This window comes from Streptomyces sp. SP17BM10, assembly GCF_036322405.1.
GTDB lineage: Bacteria > Actinomycetota > Actinomycetes > Streptomycetales > Streptomycetaceae > Kitasatospora.
This window is the reverse complement of record NZ_JAQYXB010000409.1, coordinates 14,894-30,969: the sequence shown is the minus strand read 5'-3', so window position 1 is coordinate 30,969 and position 16,076 is coordinate 14,894. Positions and strand designations below refer to the sequence as shown.

Annotated in this window: 13 protein-coding genes and 1 riboswitch; of the genes, 8 read left to right on the top strand and 5 right to left on the bottom strand. The window is 72.9% G+C overall.

Annotated features, from left to right (window positions below; all coding sequences use genetic code 11):
• The first annotated feature begins 13 nt into the window (after window positions 1–13).
• A complete protein-coding gene (locus PUR71_RS03485; RefSeq protein ID WP_329924811.1) occupies window positions 14–1,372 on the top strand; it encodes an NAD(P)/FAD-dependent oxidoreductase in 1,359 nt (452 codons plus the stop codon).
• 69 nt (window positions 1,373–1,441) lie between these two features.
• Here PUR71_RS03485 and PUR71_RS03480 read toward each other — a convergent pair whose 3' ends face one another.
• Both PUR71_RS03480 and PUR71_RS03475 read right to left on the bottom strand, forming a co-directional pair.
• Window positions 1,442–2,647: a GDSL-type esterase/lipase family protein gene (locus PUR71_RS03480; protein WP_329924810.1), complete on the bottom strand. Its 1,206-nt coding sequence runs from the start codon at window positions 2,645–2,647 to the stop codon at window positions 1,442–1,444.
• Window positions 2,648–2,899: 252 nt separating this feature from the next.
• Entirely contained in the window at window positions 2,900–4,237 is a 1,338-nt protein-coding gene (locus PUR71_RS03475) for an aminotransferase class I/II-fold pyridoxal phosphate-dependent enzyme (protein ID WP_329924809.1), read from the bottom strand.
• Between the two features lie 35 nt (window positions 4,238–4,272).
• Between PUR71_RS03475 and PUR71_RS03470 the strand changes: the two genes are divergently transcribed.
• The 5 genes from PUR71_RS03470 to PUR71_RS03450 all read left to right on the top strand — a co-directional run bounded on the left by PUR71_RS03470 (window position 4,273) and on the right by PUR71_RS03450 (window position 8,699).
• Complete coding sequence (locus PUR71_RS03470) at window positions 4,273–5,004, top strand: pyridoxamine 5'-phosphate oxidase family protein (RefSeq protein ID WP_329924808.1); 732 nt, start codon at window positions 4,273–4,275, stop codon at window positions 5,002–5,004.
• A gap of 59 nt (window positions 5,005–5,063) precedes the next feature.
• Window positions 5,064–5,690 carry an FMN-binding negative transcriptional regulator gene (locus PUR71_RS03465; protein WP_329924807.1) on the top strand — a complete coding sequence of 209 codons (627 nt, stop codon included), beginning with the start codon at window positions 5,064–5,066 and terminating at the stop codon, window positions 5,688–5,690.
• A gap of 187 nt (window positions 5,691–5,877) precedes the next feature.
• Window positions 5,878–7,290 (top strand): sugar porter family MFS transporter, encoded by a 1,413-nt coding sequence (locus PUR71_RS03460; RefSeq protein WP_329924806.1) that lies wholly within the window; start codon window positions 5,878–5,880, stop codon window positions 7,288–7,290.
• A gap of 56 nt (window positions 7,291–7,346) precedes the next feature.
• Entirely contained in the window at window positions 7,347–8,048 is a 702-nt protein-coding gene (locus PUR71_RS03455; RefSeq protein ID WP_329924805.1) for a dienelactone hydrolase family protein, read from the top strand.
• A gap of 129 nt (window positions 8,049–8,177) precedes the next feature.
• Entirely contained in the window at window positions 8,178–8,699 is a 522-nt protein-coding gene (locus PUR71_RS03450) for an HAD domain-containing protein (RefSeq protein WP_443077336.1), read from the top strand.
• Here PUR71_RS03450 and PUR71_RS03445 read toward each other — a convergent pair.
• Together PUR71_RS03445 and PUR71_RS03440 are read right to left on the bottom strand one after the other, a co-directional pair.
• On the bottom strand, window positions 8,689–9,477 hold the full coding sequence (locus tag PUR71_RS03445) for a CPBP family intramembrane glutamic endopeptidase (RefSeq protein WP_329924803.1): 789 nt from the start codon (window positions 9,475–9,477) through the stop codon (window positions 8,689–8,691). The two genes, PUR71_RS03450 and PUR71_RS03445, sit on opposite strands and share 11 nt — an antisense overlap.
• A gap of 148 nt (window positions 9,478–9,625) precedes the next feature.
• Window positions 9,626–11,131, bottom strand: a complete 1,506-nt coding sequence (locus tag PUR71_RS03440) for a glutamate--cysteine ligase (protein ID WP_329924802.1) — start codon at window positions 11,129–11,131, stop codon at window positions 9,626–9,628.
• 367 nt (window positions 11,132–11,498) lie between these two features.
• Between PUR71_RS03440 and PUR71_RS03435 the strand changes: the two genes are divergently transcribed.
• Window positions 11,499–12,071, top strand: a complete 573-nt coding sequence (locus PUR71_RS03435) for a hypothetical protein (protein WP_329924801.1) — start codon at window positions 11,499–11,501, stop codon at window positions 12,069–12,071.
• 371 nt (window positions 12,072–12,442) lie between these two features.
• Window positions 12,443–12,634: a DUF5999 family protein gene (locus PUR71_RS03430; RefSeq protein ID WP_148641485.1), complete on the top strand. Its 192-nt coding sequence runs from the start codon at window positions 12,443–12,445 to the stop codon at window positions 12,632–12,634.
• A gap of 112 nt (window positions 12,635–12,746) precedes the next feature.
• Here the strand turns inward: PUR71_RS03430 and gcvP are convergent, their stop codons facing one another.
• Complete coding sequence (gene gcvP, locus PUR71_RS03425) at window positions 12,747–15,647, bottom strand: aminomethyl-transferring glycine dehydrogenase (protein ID WP_329924800.1); 2,901 nt, start codon at window positions 15,645–15,647, stop codon at window positions 12,747–12,749.
• Between the two features lie 240 nt (window positions 15,648–15,887).
• A riboswitch (glycine riboswitch) is annotated at window positions 15,888–15,991 on the bottom strand.
• Window positions 15,992–16,076 lie beyond the last annotated feature (85 nt).

The following is a 16,076-nucleotide window of genomic DNA, read 5'->3' as shown; positions in this document are numbered from 1 at the left end:
AAAGGGATGAGCGATGGAACGACCCCGGATCCTGATCGTGGGCGGTGGCTTCGCCGGCCTGGAGTGCGCCCGCCGCCTCGAACGCAAGCTGGCGCCCTCCGAGGCCGAGATCTCGCTGGTCACACCGTTCAGCTATCAGCTCTACCTGCCGCTGCTGCCACACGTCGCCGCCGGCGTCCTGACGCCGCAGTCGGTGGCGGTGTCCCTGCGCCGGAGCCTGCGCCGGACCCACATCGTCCCCGGCGGAGCCATCGGGGTGGACCCGGCGTCCAAGGTCTGCGTCGTCCGGAAGATCACCGACGAGGTGATCGCGCAGAAGTACGACATCCTCGTGCTCGCCCCCGGCAGCGTCACCCGCACGTTCGACATCCCGGGCCTCACCGACTACGCCCGCGGCATGAAGACGCTCGCCGAGGCCGCCTACGTCCGCGACCACGTGATCGCCCAACTCGACCTGGCCTCCACGACGCTGGACCAGAACGAGCGGGAGTCCCGGCTGCAGTTCGTCGTGGTGGGCGGCGGCTACGCGGGCACCGAGACGGCGGCCTGCCTGCAGCGCCTGACGACCGCCGCGGCGCGCCGCTACCCGCGGCTGGACGCGCGGCAGATCAAGTGGCACCTGATCGACATCGCCCCGAAGCTGATGCCCGAGCTCGGCGACGCCCTGGGCACGGCGGCGCTGGAGGTGCTGCGGGCGCGCGGGATCGAGGTGTCGCTGGGCGTGTCGGTGGCCGAAGTCGGCGCCGAGTCGGTCAAGTTCACCGACGGCCGGGTGCTCCCGTGCCGGACGCTGATCTGGACGGCGGGCGTGGCCGCGAGCCCGCTGATCGGCACGCTGGACGCGGAGACGGTGCGGGGCCGGATCGCGGTGACGGCGGAGATGCGGGTGCCGCAGTTCGACGGGGTGTTCGCGCTGGGTGACGCCGCGGCGGTCCCGGACCTCGCGAAGGGCGACGGCGCGGTGTGTCCGCCGACCGCCCAGCACTCGGCCCGGCAGGGCCGCGCGGTCGCGAACAACGTGATCGCATCGCTCCGCCACCAGCCGCTGGAGCCTTACTACCACAAGGACTTGGGCCTGGTGGTCGACCTGGGCGGCAAGGACGCGGTGTCCAAGCCGGTCGGCGTGGAGCTGCGCGGAGTGCCGGCGCAGCTGGTGGCCCGCGGCTACCACCTGATGGCGATGCGCACCAACGTGGCGAAGTTCCGGGTGGGCGCCAACTGGCTGCTGAACGCGACGGCCGGCGACGAGTTCGTCCGGATCGGATTCCTGGCCCGCCAGCCCGCCCGACTGCAGGACTTCGAGTACACGGACGCGTACTTGACGAAGGATCAGGTGCGCGCCCACGCCCAGGCACTGCTCGCCAAGGGCTGAGCGCCCCCGACGGCCCTGGCCTCCCCCATCCACACAGGGGAGACCAGGGCCAGGCCAGGCCATGTCACGTCACTCCGCAGCGAGATACATCCCGCCGGCGCCCTGCCCAGCCGTGTTGCGGCACGCATAGTTGCCGCTGCTCCGCGCGAACAGCTGGGTGAGGCAACTGCCCAGCGCCTGCTGCCCGTAGTAGTTCGGGTGCATCGACTCCTGCAGCGCGCCCTGGGTGGTGTTGAGCCCGCCGTCGAGGAAGCGCGCCCACTCGCTGGTGGCCGCGGACGGCGCGGCACCTGCGGTCGGCTGTTGGGTGGCCGTGGAGCAGACCTCGCGCCCCTGCAGCATGTCGGAGAGGTCGAGGAACTGCACGCCCTTGGTCGCGGCGACCTGCGCCAGCGCCTTGGAGATCTGCGGCACCATCGAGTCGCGCGCCCAGTCGGCGTCGCCGTCCCAGAACGGGCAGCCGCCGGTGTCGGAGCGGGTCCAGCCGGACTCCGGGTAGCGCATCTCGGAGCCGCGGGGGATCGGCGACGGGTAGGACTGCAGGACCAGGCGGTAATCCCCCCGCGCGTAGCCCGCGTTGGACATCACCGCGCGGATCTCGTCGATCGACTTGCCGACGCCGGCCATGGCCGCCGGCATCTTCGAGTCGATCACGGACTGCTGCGAACCGTGGCAGTAGCTGTACCAGAAGAGGTAGTCCTTGACGCAGGTCGAGATGACGTCCGAGAAGCCGAGGTCGTTGCCGCCGATGGACAGCGTGATCAGCTTGACGTGGTTCTGGGCTGCCACGGTGGCGAGTTGGTCGGCCTGCGGGGCCTCGCCCTTGAGCGGCTGGCCGCCGCTGGAGGCGCGGAAGACGTTGGTGGTGACGGCGCCCGAGCAGGCCAGGTTGATCTGCTGGTCGGCCACGGCGGACGCGCCGGTCACCTCGGCGACGTCGGAGCGGTCGCAGCCGTTCGCGGCGGTGGCGCCGTAGACGGTGCTCGGGTCGTACGAACTCCCGTTCCAGGCGCGGTCGGTGCCGGTCCGGTTGCCACTGCCGTCGACGGAGTTGCCCATCCACCGGCCGGCCTCGCCGGAGATGTAGCTGTCACCGAGCGTGACGCTGGCGGTGGGCCCGCTCGGCACCACGGCGAGAGCGGCCGGGGCGGCGGAGGCCGGCGCGGCGACGGCGACACCGCCGCCGATCGCGAGCGGGAGGGCGAAGGCCGCGCTGAGCAGCCTGCGGGAGAGTCGCGGGGTCGTGCGGGTGTTTCTCGAACCGTTTTCGGGCACGGCGGAACTCCTGCGGCTCGGTCTGCCCGTGGTGGGGACGGGAAGACGCGTGTGAGGGTGGGGCCGCCGGCGCCGGTGGCGCGATGAAGATGGCATGAGCGCGATGGTTACCGCTAGGTATCTGCAGCAGGTTTCCCGCTTTGTTACCCACGGGTTCGGATCAGCCCCACCCGTTCAGCCGCCGCGCGCCGAGCCCCGACGCGCCCCCGACAAGCCCCCACGCGTCCCCGTGCGTCCCCACCGCACCCGCACTCACACCAGCCTCGAGCCACCCCCGCCGGCCCCGAGCACCCCCGCGAGGTCCTCCGCCAGCCGCGGCGCCTCCTCCGGCCTGAGGTCCGCCGTGGTGATGCGGATCCCGGGCGGCGACTGGATCCGGTACCGCGCACCGGGCGCAGCGACCCACCCGCGCTGGACGAGCGCGGTGAGCGCGGAGGTCTCGTCCGGCACCGGCACCCAGACGTTCAGCCCGCTCTCGCCGTGCGCCGCGATGCCCCGCACCGCGAGCTCGCCGAGCAGCGCGGCCCGGCGGGCCCGGTAGACGGCGGCCACGGTGGCGACGGGCGCGGCGTCGGTGCGCCAGAGCTCGGCGACGGTCCGCTGGAGCAGGTGGCTGACCCAGCCCGCGCCGAGCCGCAGCCGTCCGCAGACGCGCCCGATGGTGTCCGCGTCGCCGACCGCGACGGACAGCCGCAGGTCGGGCCCGTACGCCTTGGCGGCCGAGCGCACGACCGCCCAGTGCCGCGACCCGGCGCCGGCCAGCGGGTGGTAGGCCTGGTCGACCATGCCGTGGCCGTGGTCGTCCTCGATCAGCAGCACGTCGGGGTGCCCGGCCAGCACCTCGCGCAGCGCCGCGGCCCGGGCGGCGGTGAGGGCCGCGCCGGTCGGGTTCTGCGCCCGGCTGGTGACGATCACGGCGCGGGCTCCCTCGTCGAGCGTCGCGGCGAGCGAGTCGGGCAGCGGGCCCTGGTCGTCGAGCCGGACGGGCGCGGGCCGCAGCCCCATCGCGGGCAGCAGGTCGAGCAGGCTGCTCCAGCCCGGGTCCTCGACGGCGACCGCGTCGCCGGGGCGCAGCCGGGTGCCGAGGATGCGCTCGACGGTGTCGAGGGAGCCGGAGGCGACGGCGACCGGGCCGCCGGGCAGCCCGTCGGCCTCGAAGGAGGCACTCGCGAGGGCGAGCAGGCCCGGGTCGACCAAGGGGTGCCCGTAGAGGACGGGTTCGGCGCGGGCCGCCTCCGCGGCGGCGGCGAGGGCCGCGGCGAGGTCGGGCAGGAGGGCCGGGTCGGGGTTGCCGGCGGACAGGTCGCGGGCGTGCGGGGGCACGGGCACCCGGATCTGGTCGCGGGTGGTGAGGGCGGGCCGGGGCAGGATGCGGCTGCCCTTGCGGCCGGCGGTCTCGATCACACCGCGGTCGCGCAGCAGGCGGTAGGCGGCCGCGACGGTGTTGGCGTTGACGCCGAGCTCGGCGGCGAGGTCGCGCAGCGGGGGCAGCGCGGTCCCGGGCGCGAGCTGGCCGTCGCTGACGCCCTGTTCGATGTGGGCCGCGATTTCACTGGCGCGTCGCCCTTTCAGCGGATAGTCTCCTAGCACAAAGCAAATTATGCACTAGTACATAGAGGTTTGTCATGTCGGTCCCCGCCACGGACAGCAGCACGTCGACCAGCGCCACGCCGGACAGCACCACTCCCGACAGCACCACTCCCGACAGCACCGCGTACGCCCGCACCCCCCGCACCACACCGACGCGGTACAAGGACCGGGCCACCTGGGAGCGGGACGCGATCCACGCGATCCTGGACAGCACCTACCTCTGCCACCTCGGCTTCGTCGCCGACGGCGCGCCGGTCGTCCTGCCCACGATCTACGCCCGCGTCGGCGACCGCCTCTACGTCCACGGCTCGACGGGCAGCCGCCCGCTGCGCGGCGCCAAGGGCGACGAAGGCCTGAAGGTCTGCGTCACCGTCACCCTCGTCGACGCGCTCGTCCTGACCAAGTCCGCGTTCAACCACTCCGTCAACTTCCGCTCGGTGGTGGCCCACGGCACCGCCCACCAGGTCACCGACCCGCAGGAGCTGAAGGTCGCGCTCGACGCGCTGGTCGACCAGACCGTCCCCGGCCGTTCCGCCGAGGTCCGCCCGGCCAACGCCAAGGAGCTCGCCGCCACCGCCGTGATACGCCTCGACCTGGACGAGGTCTCCGCCAAGTCCCGTGCCGACGGCGCCGACGACGACCCGGACGACGTCGACCTGCCCTACTGGGCCGGTGTCGTCCCCGTCACCAGCGGGTTCGGCACCCCCGCCCCTGCCGCCTCCACCACCGTCCCGCTCCCCGAGAACCTGCGCGAGCTGGCCGGCTGACCGAGGCACCCGACGATGCACGACCAGAACCAGTACGAGAACCAGAACGAGAACCGGACATGCTGATCCGCTCGTGGGACCGCGGCGACGAGGCCGAGTGGCGCGCCTGGCTCGCCGAGGGCCGGGACTTCGGCCTGCTCGCCGCCAACGGAGGGCAGGGCGAGGGCCCCGTCCTGGTCCCGACGCACTTCCTGCTCGACGCCGACCGCGGCGAGGTCCTGCTGCACCTCGCCGCGCCCAACCCGCTGCTCGCCGCCGTCCGGAGGGATCCGCACGTCACCCTCGCGGTCACCGACGGCTACGCCTTCGCGCCCGGTCACTGGCGCGGCGCCCCCGGCACGCCCACCAGCTACTACGCCTCCGTCCACTTCGAGTGCACGGCGGAGATCGTGGAGTCGGCCGCGGGGAAGGCCGAGATCCTCAACCGCCAGCTGGCCCACTTCCAGCCCGAGACCCCGGACACCCGGGTCGTCCCGGGCGAGGGCGAGTTCTCCCGGCTGCTCCCGGGCCTGCGCGGACTGCGCCTGACGGTCCTCCAGGTGCGCGCCAAGTTCAAGTACGACGACAAGAAGCCGGCCGAGGCGCAGCACGCGATCGCCGACCGCCTCGCCGAACGCGGCGGCGGCCAGGACGCGCTGGCCCGCGTCCAGCTGCTGCGCCGCAACCAGCGACGCACCGTCGACTGAACCCGCTCCGCACCAGCAGGCGCACCCGCCCCACCCCTGACACGGCATCACCCGATCGGCCCACGAAACCGGGCCCGCGCCCCCCGCCGCTGGTCGAATGTGAGACGTACCCTGCCCGCCCGGCGGATCCGGCGCCCCGCACGCCGCCGTCCCCGCCGGGCGGGCCCGTCCACCTCGGGGAGCGCGCGTGTCCACACTCAACACCCGGTCCACCGCCGGAGAGGCCCACCTCGGACATGTCGTGTTCATCTCGGCGGCCGCGGCGATGGGCGGCTTCCTGTTCGGCTACGACAGTGCCGTGATCAACGGCGCGGTCACCGGCATCCAGCGGCACTTCGGGGTGGGCAACGGCGAGACGGCCTTCGTCGTGGCCATCGCGCTGCTCGGCTCGGCCGCCGGCGCGGTGGCCGCCGGCCGGCTCGCCGACCACCTCGGCCGGGTGCGCACGATGCTGCTGGCCGCGACGCTCTTCGCGATCAGCGGACTCGGCTCGATGTTCCCGCCGAGCATCCAGGTGCTCGCCACCTGGCGCGTGGTGGGCGGCGTCGCGATCGGCATCGCCTCCGTCATCGCCCCCACCTACATCGCCGAGGTCGCCCCCACCGCCTACCGCGGCCGCCTCGCGTCGTTCCAGCAGATGGCGATCGTGCTCGGGATCACCGTCTCCCAGCTGGCCAACTGGGCGCTCAACCAGGCCGCCGGCGGCGAGTCCACCGGCCACCTCGGCAGCATCCAGGCCTGGCAGTGGATGCTCGGCGTGGAGACCATCCCGGCGCTGGTGTACGGGCTGATGGCGCTCGCCATCCCGGAGTCGCCGCGCTACCTGATCGCCGACCACCGCGAGGCGCAGGCCCGCAAGGTGCTCGAGGAGGTCGAGGGCGAAGGCGTCGACCTGGACGCCCGGGTGGCCGAGATCCGGGCCGTGCTGGAGTCCGCGCACAAGCCGCGCCTGAAGGACCTGCTCGGCGGCCGCTTCGGCCTCCTGCCGATCGTCTGGGTGGGCATCGGCGCCTCGGCGTTCCAGCAGTTCGTCGGCATCAACGTGATCTTCTACTACTCGTCGTTCCTCTGGCAGTCGGTCGGCATCAACGAGTCCAACTCGCTGCTGATCAGCCTCTCCACGTCGATCATCAACGTGATCGGCACGGTGATCGCGATGGTGCTGGTGGACCGGATCGGCCGCAAGCCGCTCGCCCTCGCCGGCTCGATCGGCATGGCGCTCGCGCTCGGCACCGCCGCGTGGGCGTTCTCCTACCGGCACGGCACCGGCGACACCGCGACGCTCGACAACACCCACGCCACCGTCGCCCTGGTCGCCGCGCACGTCTTCGTGCTCTGCTTCGCCTTCTCCTGGGGCGTGGTGGTCTGGGTGCTGCTCGGCGAGATGTTCCCCAACCGGATCCGCGCCCTCGCCCTGTCCGTCGCCGCCTCGGCCCAGTGGATCGCCAACTGGGCCATCACCGTGAGCTTCCCGGACCTCGCCGACTGGAACCTCTCGGCGACGTACGTGATCTACGCGCTCTTCGCACTCCTCTCCATCCCGTTCGTGGCCTTCTGCATCAGGGAGACCAAGGGCCGCGCCCTGGAGGAGATGGGCTGACCACCCGATCCCTTCCGACGACCGCCGCACGCGGCCCGACCCACCGAGAGGAAGCCATGCCTGACCAGGGCGGCTCCCGGCAGAACGTCACCTTCCCGAGCAACGGCCGCACCGCGCACGGCTACCTGGCCCGCCCGCCGCAGGGCGTCGGCCCCGGCCTGGTCCTCGTGCAGGAGTGGTGGGGCCTCACCACCCACGTCGCCACGATGGCCGACCGCTTCGCAGCCGAGGGCTTCACCGTCCTCGCCCCCGACCTGTACGGCGGCGCGACGACCCACGACGGCGCCGAAGCCGCCCGGCTCAAGCGCGAACTGCCCGTCGAGCGGGCCGTGACGGACCTCGCCGGCGCCGTCGACCACCTGCTCGCCCTGGACGGCGTCGTCGGCGACGCGGTCGGCGTGGTCGGCTTCTGCATGGGCGGCGGCTTCGCTCTGCTGCTCGCCACCCACGCGGGCGACAAGGTGGCCGCGGTCGTTCCCTTCTACGGCCTCCCGCCCGACCCCGACTTCGACTACCGCGGCCTCACCGCCCACGTCCTCGGCCACTTCGGCGAGCACGACCGCTCGATCCCGGTGTCCGCCGTCGACGAGGCCGCGACCCGCATCGGCGAGGCCACCGACATCCGCCCGGAGATCCACTTCTACCCGGCCGGGCACGCCTTCATGAACGACGAGAACCCGCTCGGCACCTACGACGCCCTCCAGGCCCGCACCGCCTGGCGCCGCACCCTCAGCTTCCTCCGGGGCCACCTGGGGTGATCAGGAACACCCCCTCGCACCCGCCTGCACGAGCGCCCCCTGCGCCCCGCGTGCGCCCGGCGGTGCGCAACCACCGGCGCACGCTGTTCGTCCGACCAGGTGAGTCAATCAACGCCACCTGGGGGGCCACTGGTGCCGAAGCCTCTGCTGTTCCTGGACGTCGACGGCGTCCTCAACCCGGTCTGCCCGCACCCGGACGCCGGGTTCGACACCCACACCCTGCTCGGCTACTCGGTCCTGCTCTCCGCCCGCCACGGCGACTGGCTGCGCGAACTCGCCGACACGTACGAACTCGTGTGGGCCACCACGTGGGAGGAGCACGCCAACACCCACATCTCCCCCGCGATCGGCCTGCCCGCGCTCCCGTTCGTCCGCTTCACCGGCTACGTCCCGCAGCCCGACGACCCGCACGTCCCCCTCATGCAGCTGTTCTCGTCCCGCAAGTGGGCCCCGCTGCTGCGCTACGCCGACGGCCGCCCGTTCGCCTGGATGGACGACGTCATCCCCCAGCGCCTGGTGCGCAGTTCGCTCTGGCGCCGCGACCGCGTCCTGCTGCCCATCGACCCCGGCCAGGGCCTGGAGCGCCGGCATGTCGACCGGCTCCTCGCCCGCCCGCCGAGGTCCCAGAGCAGGCTGACGGTCAAGGGGTAGGCAGCCAGCTGACGTGCCCGGCGAGCAGCGCGTACCCGACGAAGGCCACCGTGTCGATCAGCGCGTGCGCCACCACCAGCGGCATCACCCGCCCCCACCGCCGGTACGCCACGCAGAACACCGCGCCCATGACCATGTTGCCGACCAGCCCGCCGACGCCCTGGTACAGGTGGTACGAGCCGCGCAGCACCGAACTCGCGACCAGCGCCGCCGGCCACGACCACCCCAACTGCCCGAGCCGGCGCAGCAGGTAGCCGAGGACGACGACCTCCTCCAGGATCGCGTTCTGCCACGCGGAGAGGACGAGCACCGGCACCCGCCACCACACGTCCGGCAGCCCCGACGGCGCCACCGTCAGGTTGTACCCGGCCGCCTGCGAGGCCAGGTAGAGCAGCAGCCCGGACCCCCCGATCGCGGCGGCGACGCCCGCGCCCCGCCCGAGGTCGCGCAACTTCTGCCGCAGGTCGAAGCCGAGCACCCGCAGCGCAGCGCCCTCGCGCACCAGCAGGTAGCCGACGAGGACGACCGGCATCAGCCCGCGCCCGATGTAGTACAGCTGCCAGGTCAGGTCGAGCCACGGCCGCCCGGGCGCCCGCGAGCCGTTGAGCGTCGCGACCTGCTGGCCGAGCGAGAGCGGCGCGGTGAGCGACCCCGCGAAGTCGATGACCGCGCTGATGCCACTGGCCCCGAGCGACAGCCCGAGGACGATCAGCAGCTCGGCGCCGAGCAGCCGGCGCGTGGGCCGGGCGGTCCCCGGTTCGGTCGGGACGGTGGTCACGGGCGGGCTCCAGTGCGGCGATCAGGCCTCCGGCCGTCGGCCGACCGCCGGGGCGATCATCCTGACACAGCGGCCACCCGATCCGGCCGCCGCCCACCTGCCCCGGGCACCGCCCCGGCCCCCGGCCCCCGATCCCACCGGTGGGCGCCTACCCCACCGGCCAGGTGTGCACCGGCTCGCCGCCCCGCATGTGCTCGATGTACCGCCGGGTCATCGCCGCGAGCGCCGCCGGCCGGTCCATCCCGTACTGCTCCCGTAGCCGGTGGAAGGTCGCGCTCTGCCAGGACGCGCCGTTGGTGCGCCGCAGGCACCGCTGCTCGATGATCCCGAGGTAGCGGTCCCGGTCGGCCGGCTCCACGCCCCACGCGTCCAGGCCCTGGTGGGCCATCGGCAGCAGCTCCCCGAGCACCAGGTCGACGGCGGACACCGTGGTCAGCCCGCCGCCGCGCCCCGCCCGGCCCGAGCGCGGCCACTGGAAGACGGCGTCGATGCCGTACCGCGCCGCCTGCCGGAAGTTCTCGTCCGCCCGGTCGAACGGCAGCCTGGTCCATACCGGCCGCGGCTGCTCGGCCAGCACCCGCACCACCCCGTAGTAGAACGCCGCGTTGGCCAGGGTGTCCGCGACGGTCGGGCCGGCCGGCAGCGCCCGGTTCTCCACCCGCAGGTGCGGCACGCCGCCGCTGACGTCGTACACCGGCCGGTTCCACCGGTAGATCGTCCCGTTGTGCAGCCGCATCTCGGCCAGCCGGGGCGCGCCGCCGGAGGCCAGCACCTTCAGCGGGTCCTCGTCGTCGCAGATCGGCAGCAGCGCCGGGAAGTACCGCAGGTTCTCCTCGAACAGGTCGTACGCCGAGTCCACCCAGCGCTCGCCGAACCACGTGATCGGGCGCACACCCTGCGCCTTGAGCTCGGCCGAACGGGTGTCGCAGGCCTGCTGGAACAGCACCGGCCGGGTCTCGCGCCACAGCTCGCGCCCGAACAGGAACGGCGAGTTGGCGCCCAGCGCGAGCTGCGGCCCGCAGATCGCCTGCGCCGCGTTCCACACCGAGGAGAACCGCTGCGGCGTCACCTGCAGGTGCAGCTGGAGCGAGGTCGCCGCCGCCTCCGCCACCATGGTGATCGACTCCAGCTGGAGGCGCTCGACGCCCTCGATGTCCAGCGAGATGTCCTCGCCGCGGGCGGCCAGGATCTGGTCGCTCAGCAGGCTGTAGCGCTGGTTGTGGGACATCGCGTCCAGCCCGGTGTGGTCGTGCTCCAGCGTCGGCAGGATGCCCACCATCACTATCCGCGCGCCCGCCTCGGCCGCCCGCCGGTCGGCGTAGCGCAGCCCGGTGTCGATCTCCTCGCGCAGTTCCTCGAAGACGTGCCCGCCCAGCCGGTGCGGCGCGATGTTGACCTCGATGTTGAACCGGCCGAGCTCGGTCTGGAAGTCGCTGGAGCCGATCGAGCTCAGCACCTGCGCGTTGCGCATCACCGGCAGGCCCTGCTCGTCCGCCAGGTTGAGTTCGATCTCCACGCCCATCACCGCGCGCGGCCGGTCGAAGCGGTCCTCCCGCAGCATCCGCCCGAGCGCGTCGAGACAGGCCTGGAGCTTCCGTCGGTACAGCTGCCGGTCCGCCAGATCCGCCCGAGTCGCCACGACCTTCTCGCCCATGGTCCCCTCCTCCTGAGCCACCGGCCGACCGACCGTGCCAGACATCATGCCCACCCGGAAGATCGATACCCGACGGCTCGTACTGGCTTGCAATGCAAGGAAACTGACGACTATTCAGGGTATCTGCCGACTTGCCCGGCGCCACCGCCTGTGATAAACAGGTCACCCTGCGCACCTGTTCGATAGAATTCGCACTGCGCTCCGGCCGGTCCGCTCCACGCCCGAGGCCTTCGCCGACGGCGGCGACCGCGCCGGCTCCGCGATCCTGCACAACCGGACACGGCCAGGTCCCGTCACCGTTGACACACCGCGCCACGCCGGTATGCCGCACTCGCACGCCGATCTCACACGGAGAGGCGACCTCGCCATGACTCTGCAGACCCCGCAACCCCCACCGAGCGCCCTGCGCGCGGTCCTCGCCGCACTCGACTCGGAGAGCGCGCTGCGCCAACCCGCTGCCGCAGCGCTCCGTCATCCGGCCGGCCCCCTGCTGCCCGCGCACCCGCTCGCCGTCCACGTCCTGGACGGCCCGCACCCCGAGCTCACCGCCGCCCGGCGCACCGGCTGGCGCTTCCTGATCAAGGACGGCGCCGACGTGGCCGCCGCCGCGGAAGTGGTGCTGGACATCGAGGGCCACACCTTCTCCCACTTCACCGCCGGCCCCTACCTGGACTCCACCGTCCGGGCGCTGCGCCAGGCCTGGCAGCTCGCGCAGGGCTCCCGGGTGCGCCACCAGCCCCGCCTGCTGACCTTCCCCGGCCAGTACGCGACGGCACTGTGGCTGCACAGCCCCGACACCAGCCCGGCCGCCGACCTGCTGATCCCACTCGCCCCGGCCCCGCTCGGTGTCACCGCACACCGCGCCTACCCGGCCGCCGAGCTCCTCCCGCTGCTCGCGCGCGCCCCCCTCACCAAGCCACTGCTCCTCGGCACCTCCTGACCCGGGCACCCCTGGCGGCACCCCCTACCCCAGGGTTCTCCGGACCCCTCACTCACCCGGACGGGTTACCGTCCATGGCCCTGATGGGTCACCTTGCGCCTGACCCGTCCGTGCGAATTTCCCGCCCGACCCCACCTGAACGGGTGATCTCTGCCCGGGAGTTGTGGCGCATGTCACCAAATCGCTGCGCGCGCGTCCGCGTATGCCGACACTGGGAACCAGCGTGGAAGGACCACCTGTCCTACCCACTTGAGCGCCGCTCAACACCTGATCGGCGCGCGGACAGGATCCGACTGCGCGGCGGTTCCCGACGGCACGCCGTCGGAGGCCGCCCCACGGGGAGGATCGCAGAGCGAAGCGAGGGTACGCGTATGTGCCAGCACCGTCCTGAGTGCCCGTCGGCCGAGTCCGAGGACCGCGAGGCGGCCGTGCCGGTGGCCTGCCACCCGGAGCAGGGCTGGAGCCTGCTCTGCAACGGCGTCCTCCTGTTCGAGGACACCGGAGAGCTGCTGCCCGACGGCCGGGTGATCGCGCCGCGCCGCCCGGTCGCCCACGCGGCCTGACCCGCGGCCCGACCAAACGCACGCATCGCGGGCGGGGCGGCCCACGAGAACGGGCAGGGCCCCGGCGGACGTCACCACCGGGGCCCTGCCACTCACGCCTGCCCGACCGGACTCAGACGCCGTACTCGTCCAGCGGGGGGCACGAGCAGACCAGGTTGCGGTCGCCGTACGCACCGTCGATGCGGCTGACCGGCGGCCAGTACTTGTCCGCCGGGTTCACGCCCGCCGGGAAGACGGCCTCCTGCCGCGAGTAGCCGTGCGCCCAGTCGCCGGCCAGCGTGGCGGCGGTGTGCGGGGCGTTGCACAGCGGGTTGTCGTCGGCCGCCCACTCACCCGATCCGACCTTGTCAATCTCGGCGCGGATCGCGATCATCGTGTCGCAGAACCGGTCGATCTCGTGCAGGTCCTCGGACTCGGTCGGCTCGATCATCAGCGTGCCGGCCACCGGGAACGACATCGTCGGCGCGTGGAAGCCGTAGTCGATCAGGCGCTTGGCGATGTCGTCCACCGTCACGCCCGTCTCCTTGGTGAGCGGCCGCAGGTCGATGATGCACTCGTGCGCGACCAGCCCGCCCGGACCGGTGTAGAGCACCGGGAAGTGCGGGGCCAGGCGCTTGGCGATGTAGTTGGCGTTCAGCACGGCGACCTGGGTCGCGCGCTTGAGGCCCTCGCCGCCCATCAGCCGGACGTACGCCCAGGAGATCGGCAGGATCGCGGCCGAGCCCCACGGCGCCGCCGAGATCGGGCCGACGCCGGTGGCCGGTCCGGCCTCCTCCTGCAGCGGGTGGTTCGGCAGGTACGGCGCCAGGTGGGCGCGCACCGCGACCGGGCCGACGCCCGGGCCGCCGCCGCCGTGCGGGATGCAGAAGGTCTTGTGCAGGTTCAGGTGCGAGACGTCCGCGCCGAACTTGCCCGGCTTGGCGAGGCCGACCAGGGCGTTCAGGTTGGCGCCGTCCACGTACACCTGGCCGCCGGCCTCGTGCACCAGGGCGCAGATCTGGGTGATCTCGGTCTCGTACACGCCGTGGGTGGACGGGTAGGTGACCATCAGCACCGACAGGCTGTCGCGGTGCTGCTCGATCTTGGCCTTCAGGTCCTCGACGTCCACGTCGCCGTCGACGAGGGTCTTCACCACGACGACCCGCATGCCGGCCATCACGGCGGAGGCCGCGTTGGTGCCGTGCGCGGAGGACGGGATCAGGCAGACGTCGCGCTGGGTGTCGCCGTTGGCGTGGTGGTAGGCGCGGACGGCCAGCAGACCGGCCAGCTCGCCCTGCGAACCGGCGTTCGGCTGGATCGAGACGGCGTCGTAGCCGGTCACCTCGACCAGCTGCCGCTCCAGCTCACGGATCAGGCTCAGGAAGCCCTGGGCCTGGTCGATCGGCGCGAACGGGTGCAGCTGGCCGAATTCGGGCCAGGTCACCGGCTCCATCTCGGTGGTCGCGTTGAGCTTCATGGTGCAGGAGCCCAGCGGGATCATGCCGCGGTCCAGCGCGTAGTCACGGTCCGACAGGCGGCGCAGGTAGCGCAGCATGGCGGTCTCCGAGCGGTGGCTGTGGAAGACCGGGTGGGTGAGGTACTCGTCCTCGCGCAGCAGCGCGGCGGGCAGCGCCTCGGCGGACTCGGCGATCTCGACGGCGGGCACGCCGAAGGCGGCCCAGACGCCGGCCAGGTGCTCGCGGGTGGTGGTCTCGTCGGTGGAGACCGAGATCCGGTCCTCGCCGTCCTGGAAGACGTTGATGCCGTTGGCGCGGGCGGCCGCGGCGACCTCGGCGGCGCGGCCCGGGACGACGGCGGTGACGGTGTCGAAGAACTCGCCGTGCAGCAGCTCGACGCCACCGGCCCGCAGGCCCTCGGCGAGGGCGGCGGCGTAGCGGTGGGTGCGGCGGGCGATGTCGGCCAGGCCGTCCGGGCCGTGGTAGACGGCGTACATCGACGCCATGACGGCGAGCAGCACCTGGGCGGTGCAGATGTTGCTGGTGGCCTTCTCCCGGCGGATGTGCTGCTCGCGGGTCTGCAGTGCCAGGCGGTAGGCGCGGTTGCCGTCCGAGTCGACGGACACGCCGACCAGGCGGCCGGGCAGCGAGCGGGCGAACTCGGCGCGCACCGACAGGTAGCCGGCGTGCGGGCCGCCGAAGCCCATCGGCACGCCGAAGCGCTGCGAGGTGCCGCAGGCGATGTCGGCGCCGAGCGAGCCGGGCGACTTGAGCAGGGTCAGCGCCAGCAGGTCGGCGGCGACCGCGACGATCGCGCCGAGGCCGTGGGCCTGCTCGATGACGGGGGTGAGGTCGCGCACGACACCGGTGGCGCCCGGGTACTGGAGCAGCACGCCGAAGACGCCGCGCTCGGCGACCTCGGCCGGGATGCCCGCGGACAGGTCCGCGACGACGACCTCGACGCCGGTCGGCACGGCCCGGGTGTTGATCACCGCGACGGTCTGCGGCAGGGTCTCGGCGTCGACGAGGAACACGCCGCCCTTGACCTTGGTGACGCGGCGGGCCAGCGCCATCGCCTCGGCGGCGGCGGTGCCCTCGTCGAGCAGTGAGGAGCCCGAGGTGGGCAGCCCGGTCAGGTCGGAGACCAGGGTCTGGAAGTTGAGCAGCGCCTCCAGGCGGCCCTGCGAGATCTCGGGCTGGTACGGCGTGTAGGCCGTGTACCAGGCCGGGTTCTCCAGGACGTTGCGCAGGATCACCGGCGGGGTGAAGGTGCCGTAGTAGCCCAGGCCGATCATCGGCTGGAGCACCTGGTTGCGGCCGGCCAGCTCGCGCAGCTCGGCGAGGACCTGGGCCTCGCTGCGGCCGGCGGGCAGGTCCAGGCCCGTGATGGAACGGATCGCCTCCGGCACGGCGGTGGCGGCGAGCTCGTCCAGCGAGCCGTAGCCGACCTGGGCCAGCATCTTCTCCTGCGCGGCGGCGTCGGGGCCGATGTGGCGGTTCTCGAAGGGGCTGGCCTGCTCGAGCTCGGTGAGGGTGACGGCGCCGCTCGGGCGTCCCGCGTTCGACTGGGCGTTCATGGTGGTCGAGGCCTCCTGGTCACGGACCGGCGGGGGTACGCACGCCGGTCGGCCTGCACCGCTGCGGACAGCGGACGGGCCTGCTGGCGGGCGGACCCGACAGGCCTCCCCCTCTGTCATCGGGACCTGAGAGCTTCGCCCGCGCGGCGCGCCGTGGGCGCTCCGCCGGCTTGCACCGTCGGTGAGGGTGGTGGCCGTCGGCTCCCTCGCCGGCGGTCCTGCCCTGCTTTCCAGAGTGACCTATCCCACACGGTACGGATGCCTGAGAGATTCCGGGGAGGAGTTGCTCCTTCGGCGCCCCGACCAGCGGTTTTCGCCTTCGGGGACTCTCCCGAGCGGGCTCGGCGGTCGCGGCCCAGGGTACCAGCGGGAGCCCGTTCGATCACGGGTGTGTCCGGTCACCCGGGGTCTACGCGCGTCCCCCGAACG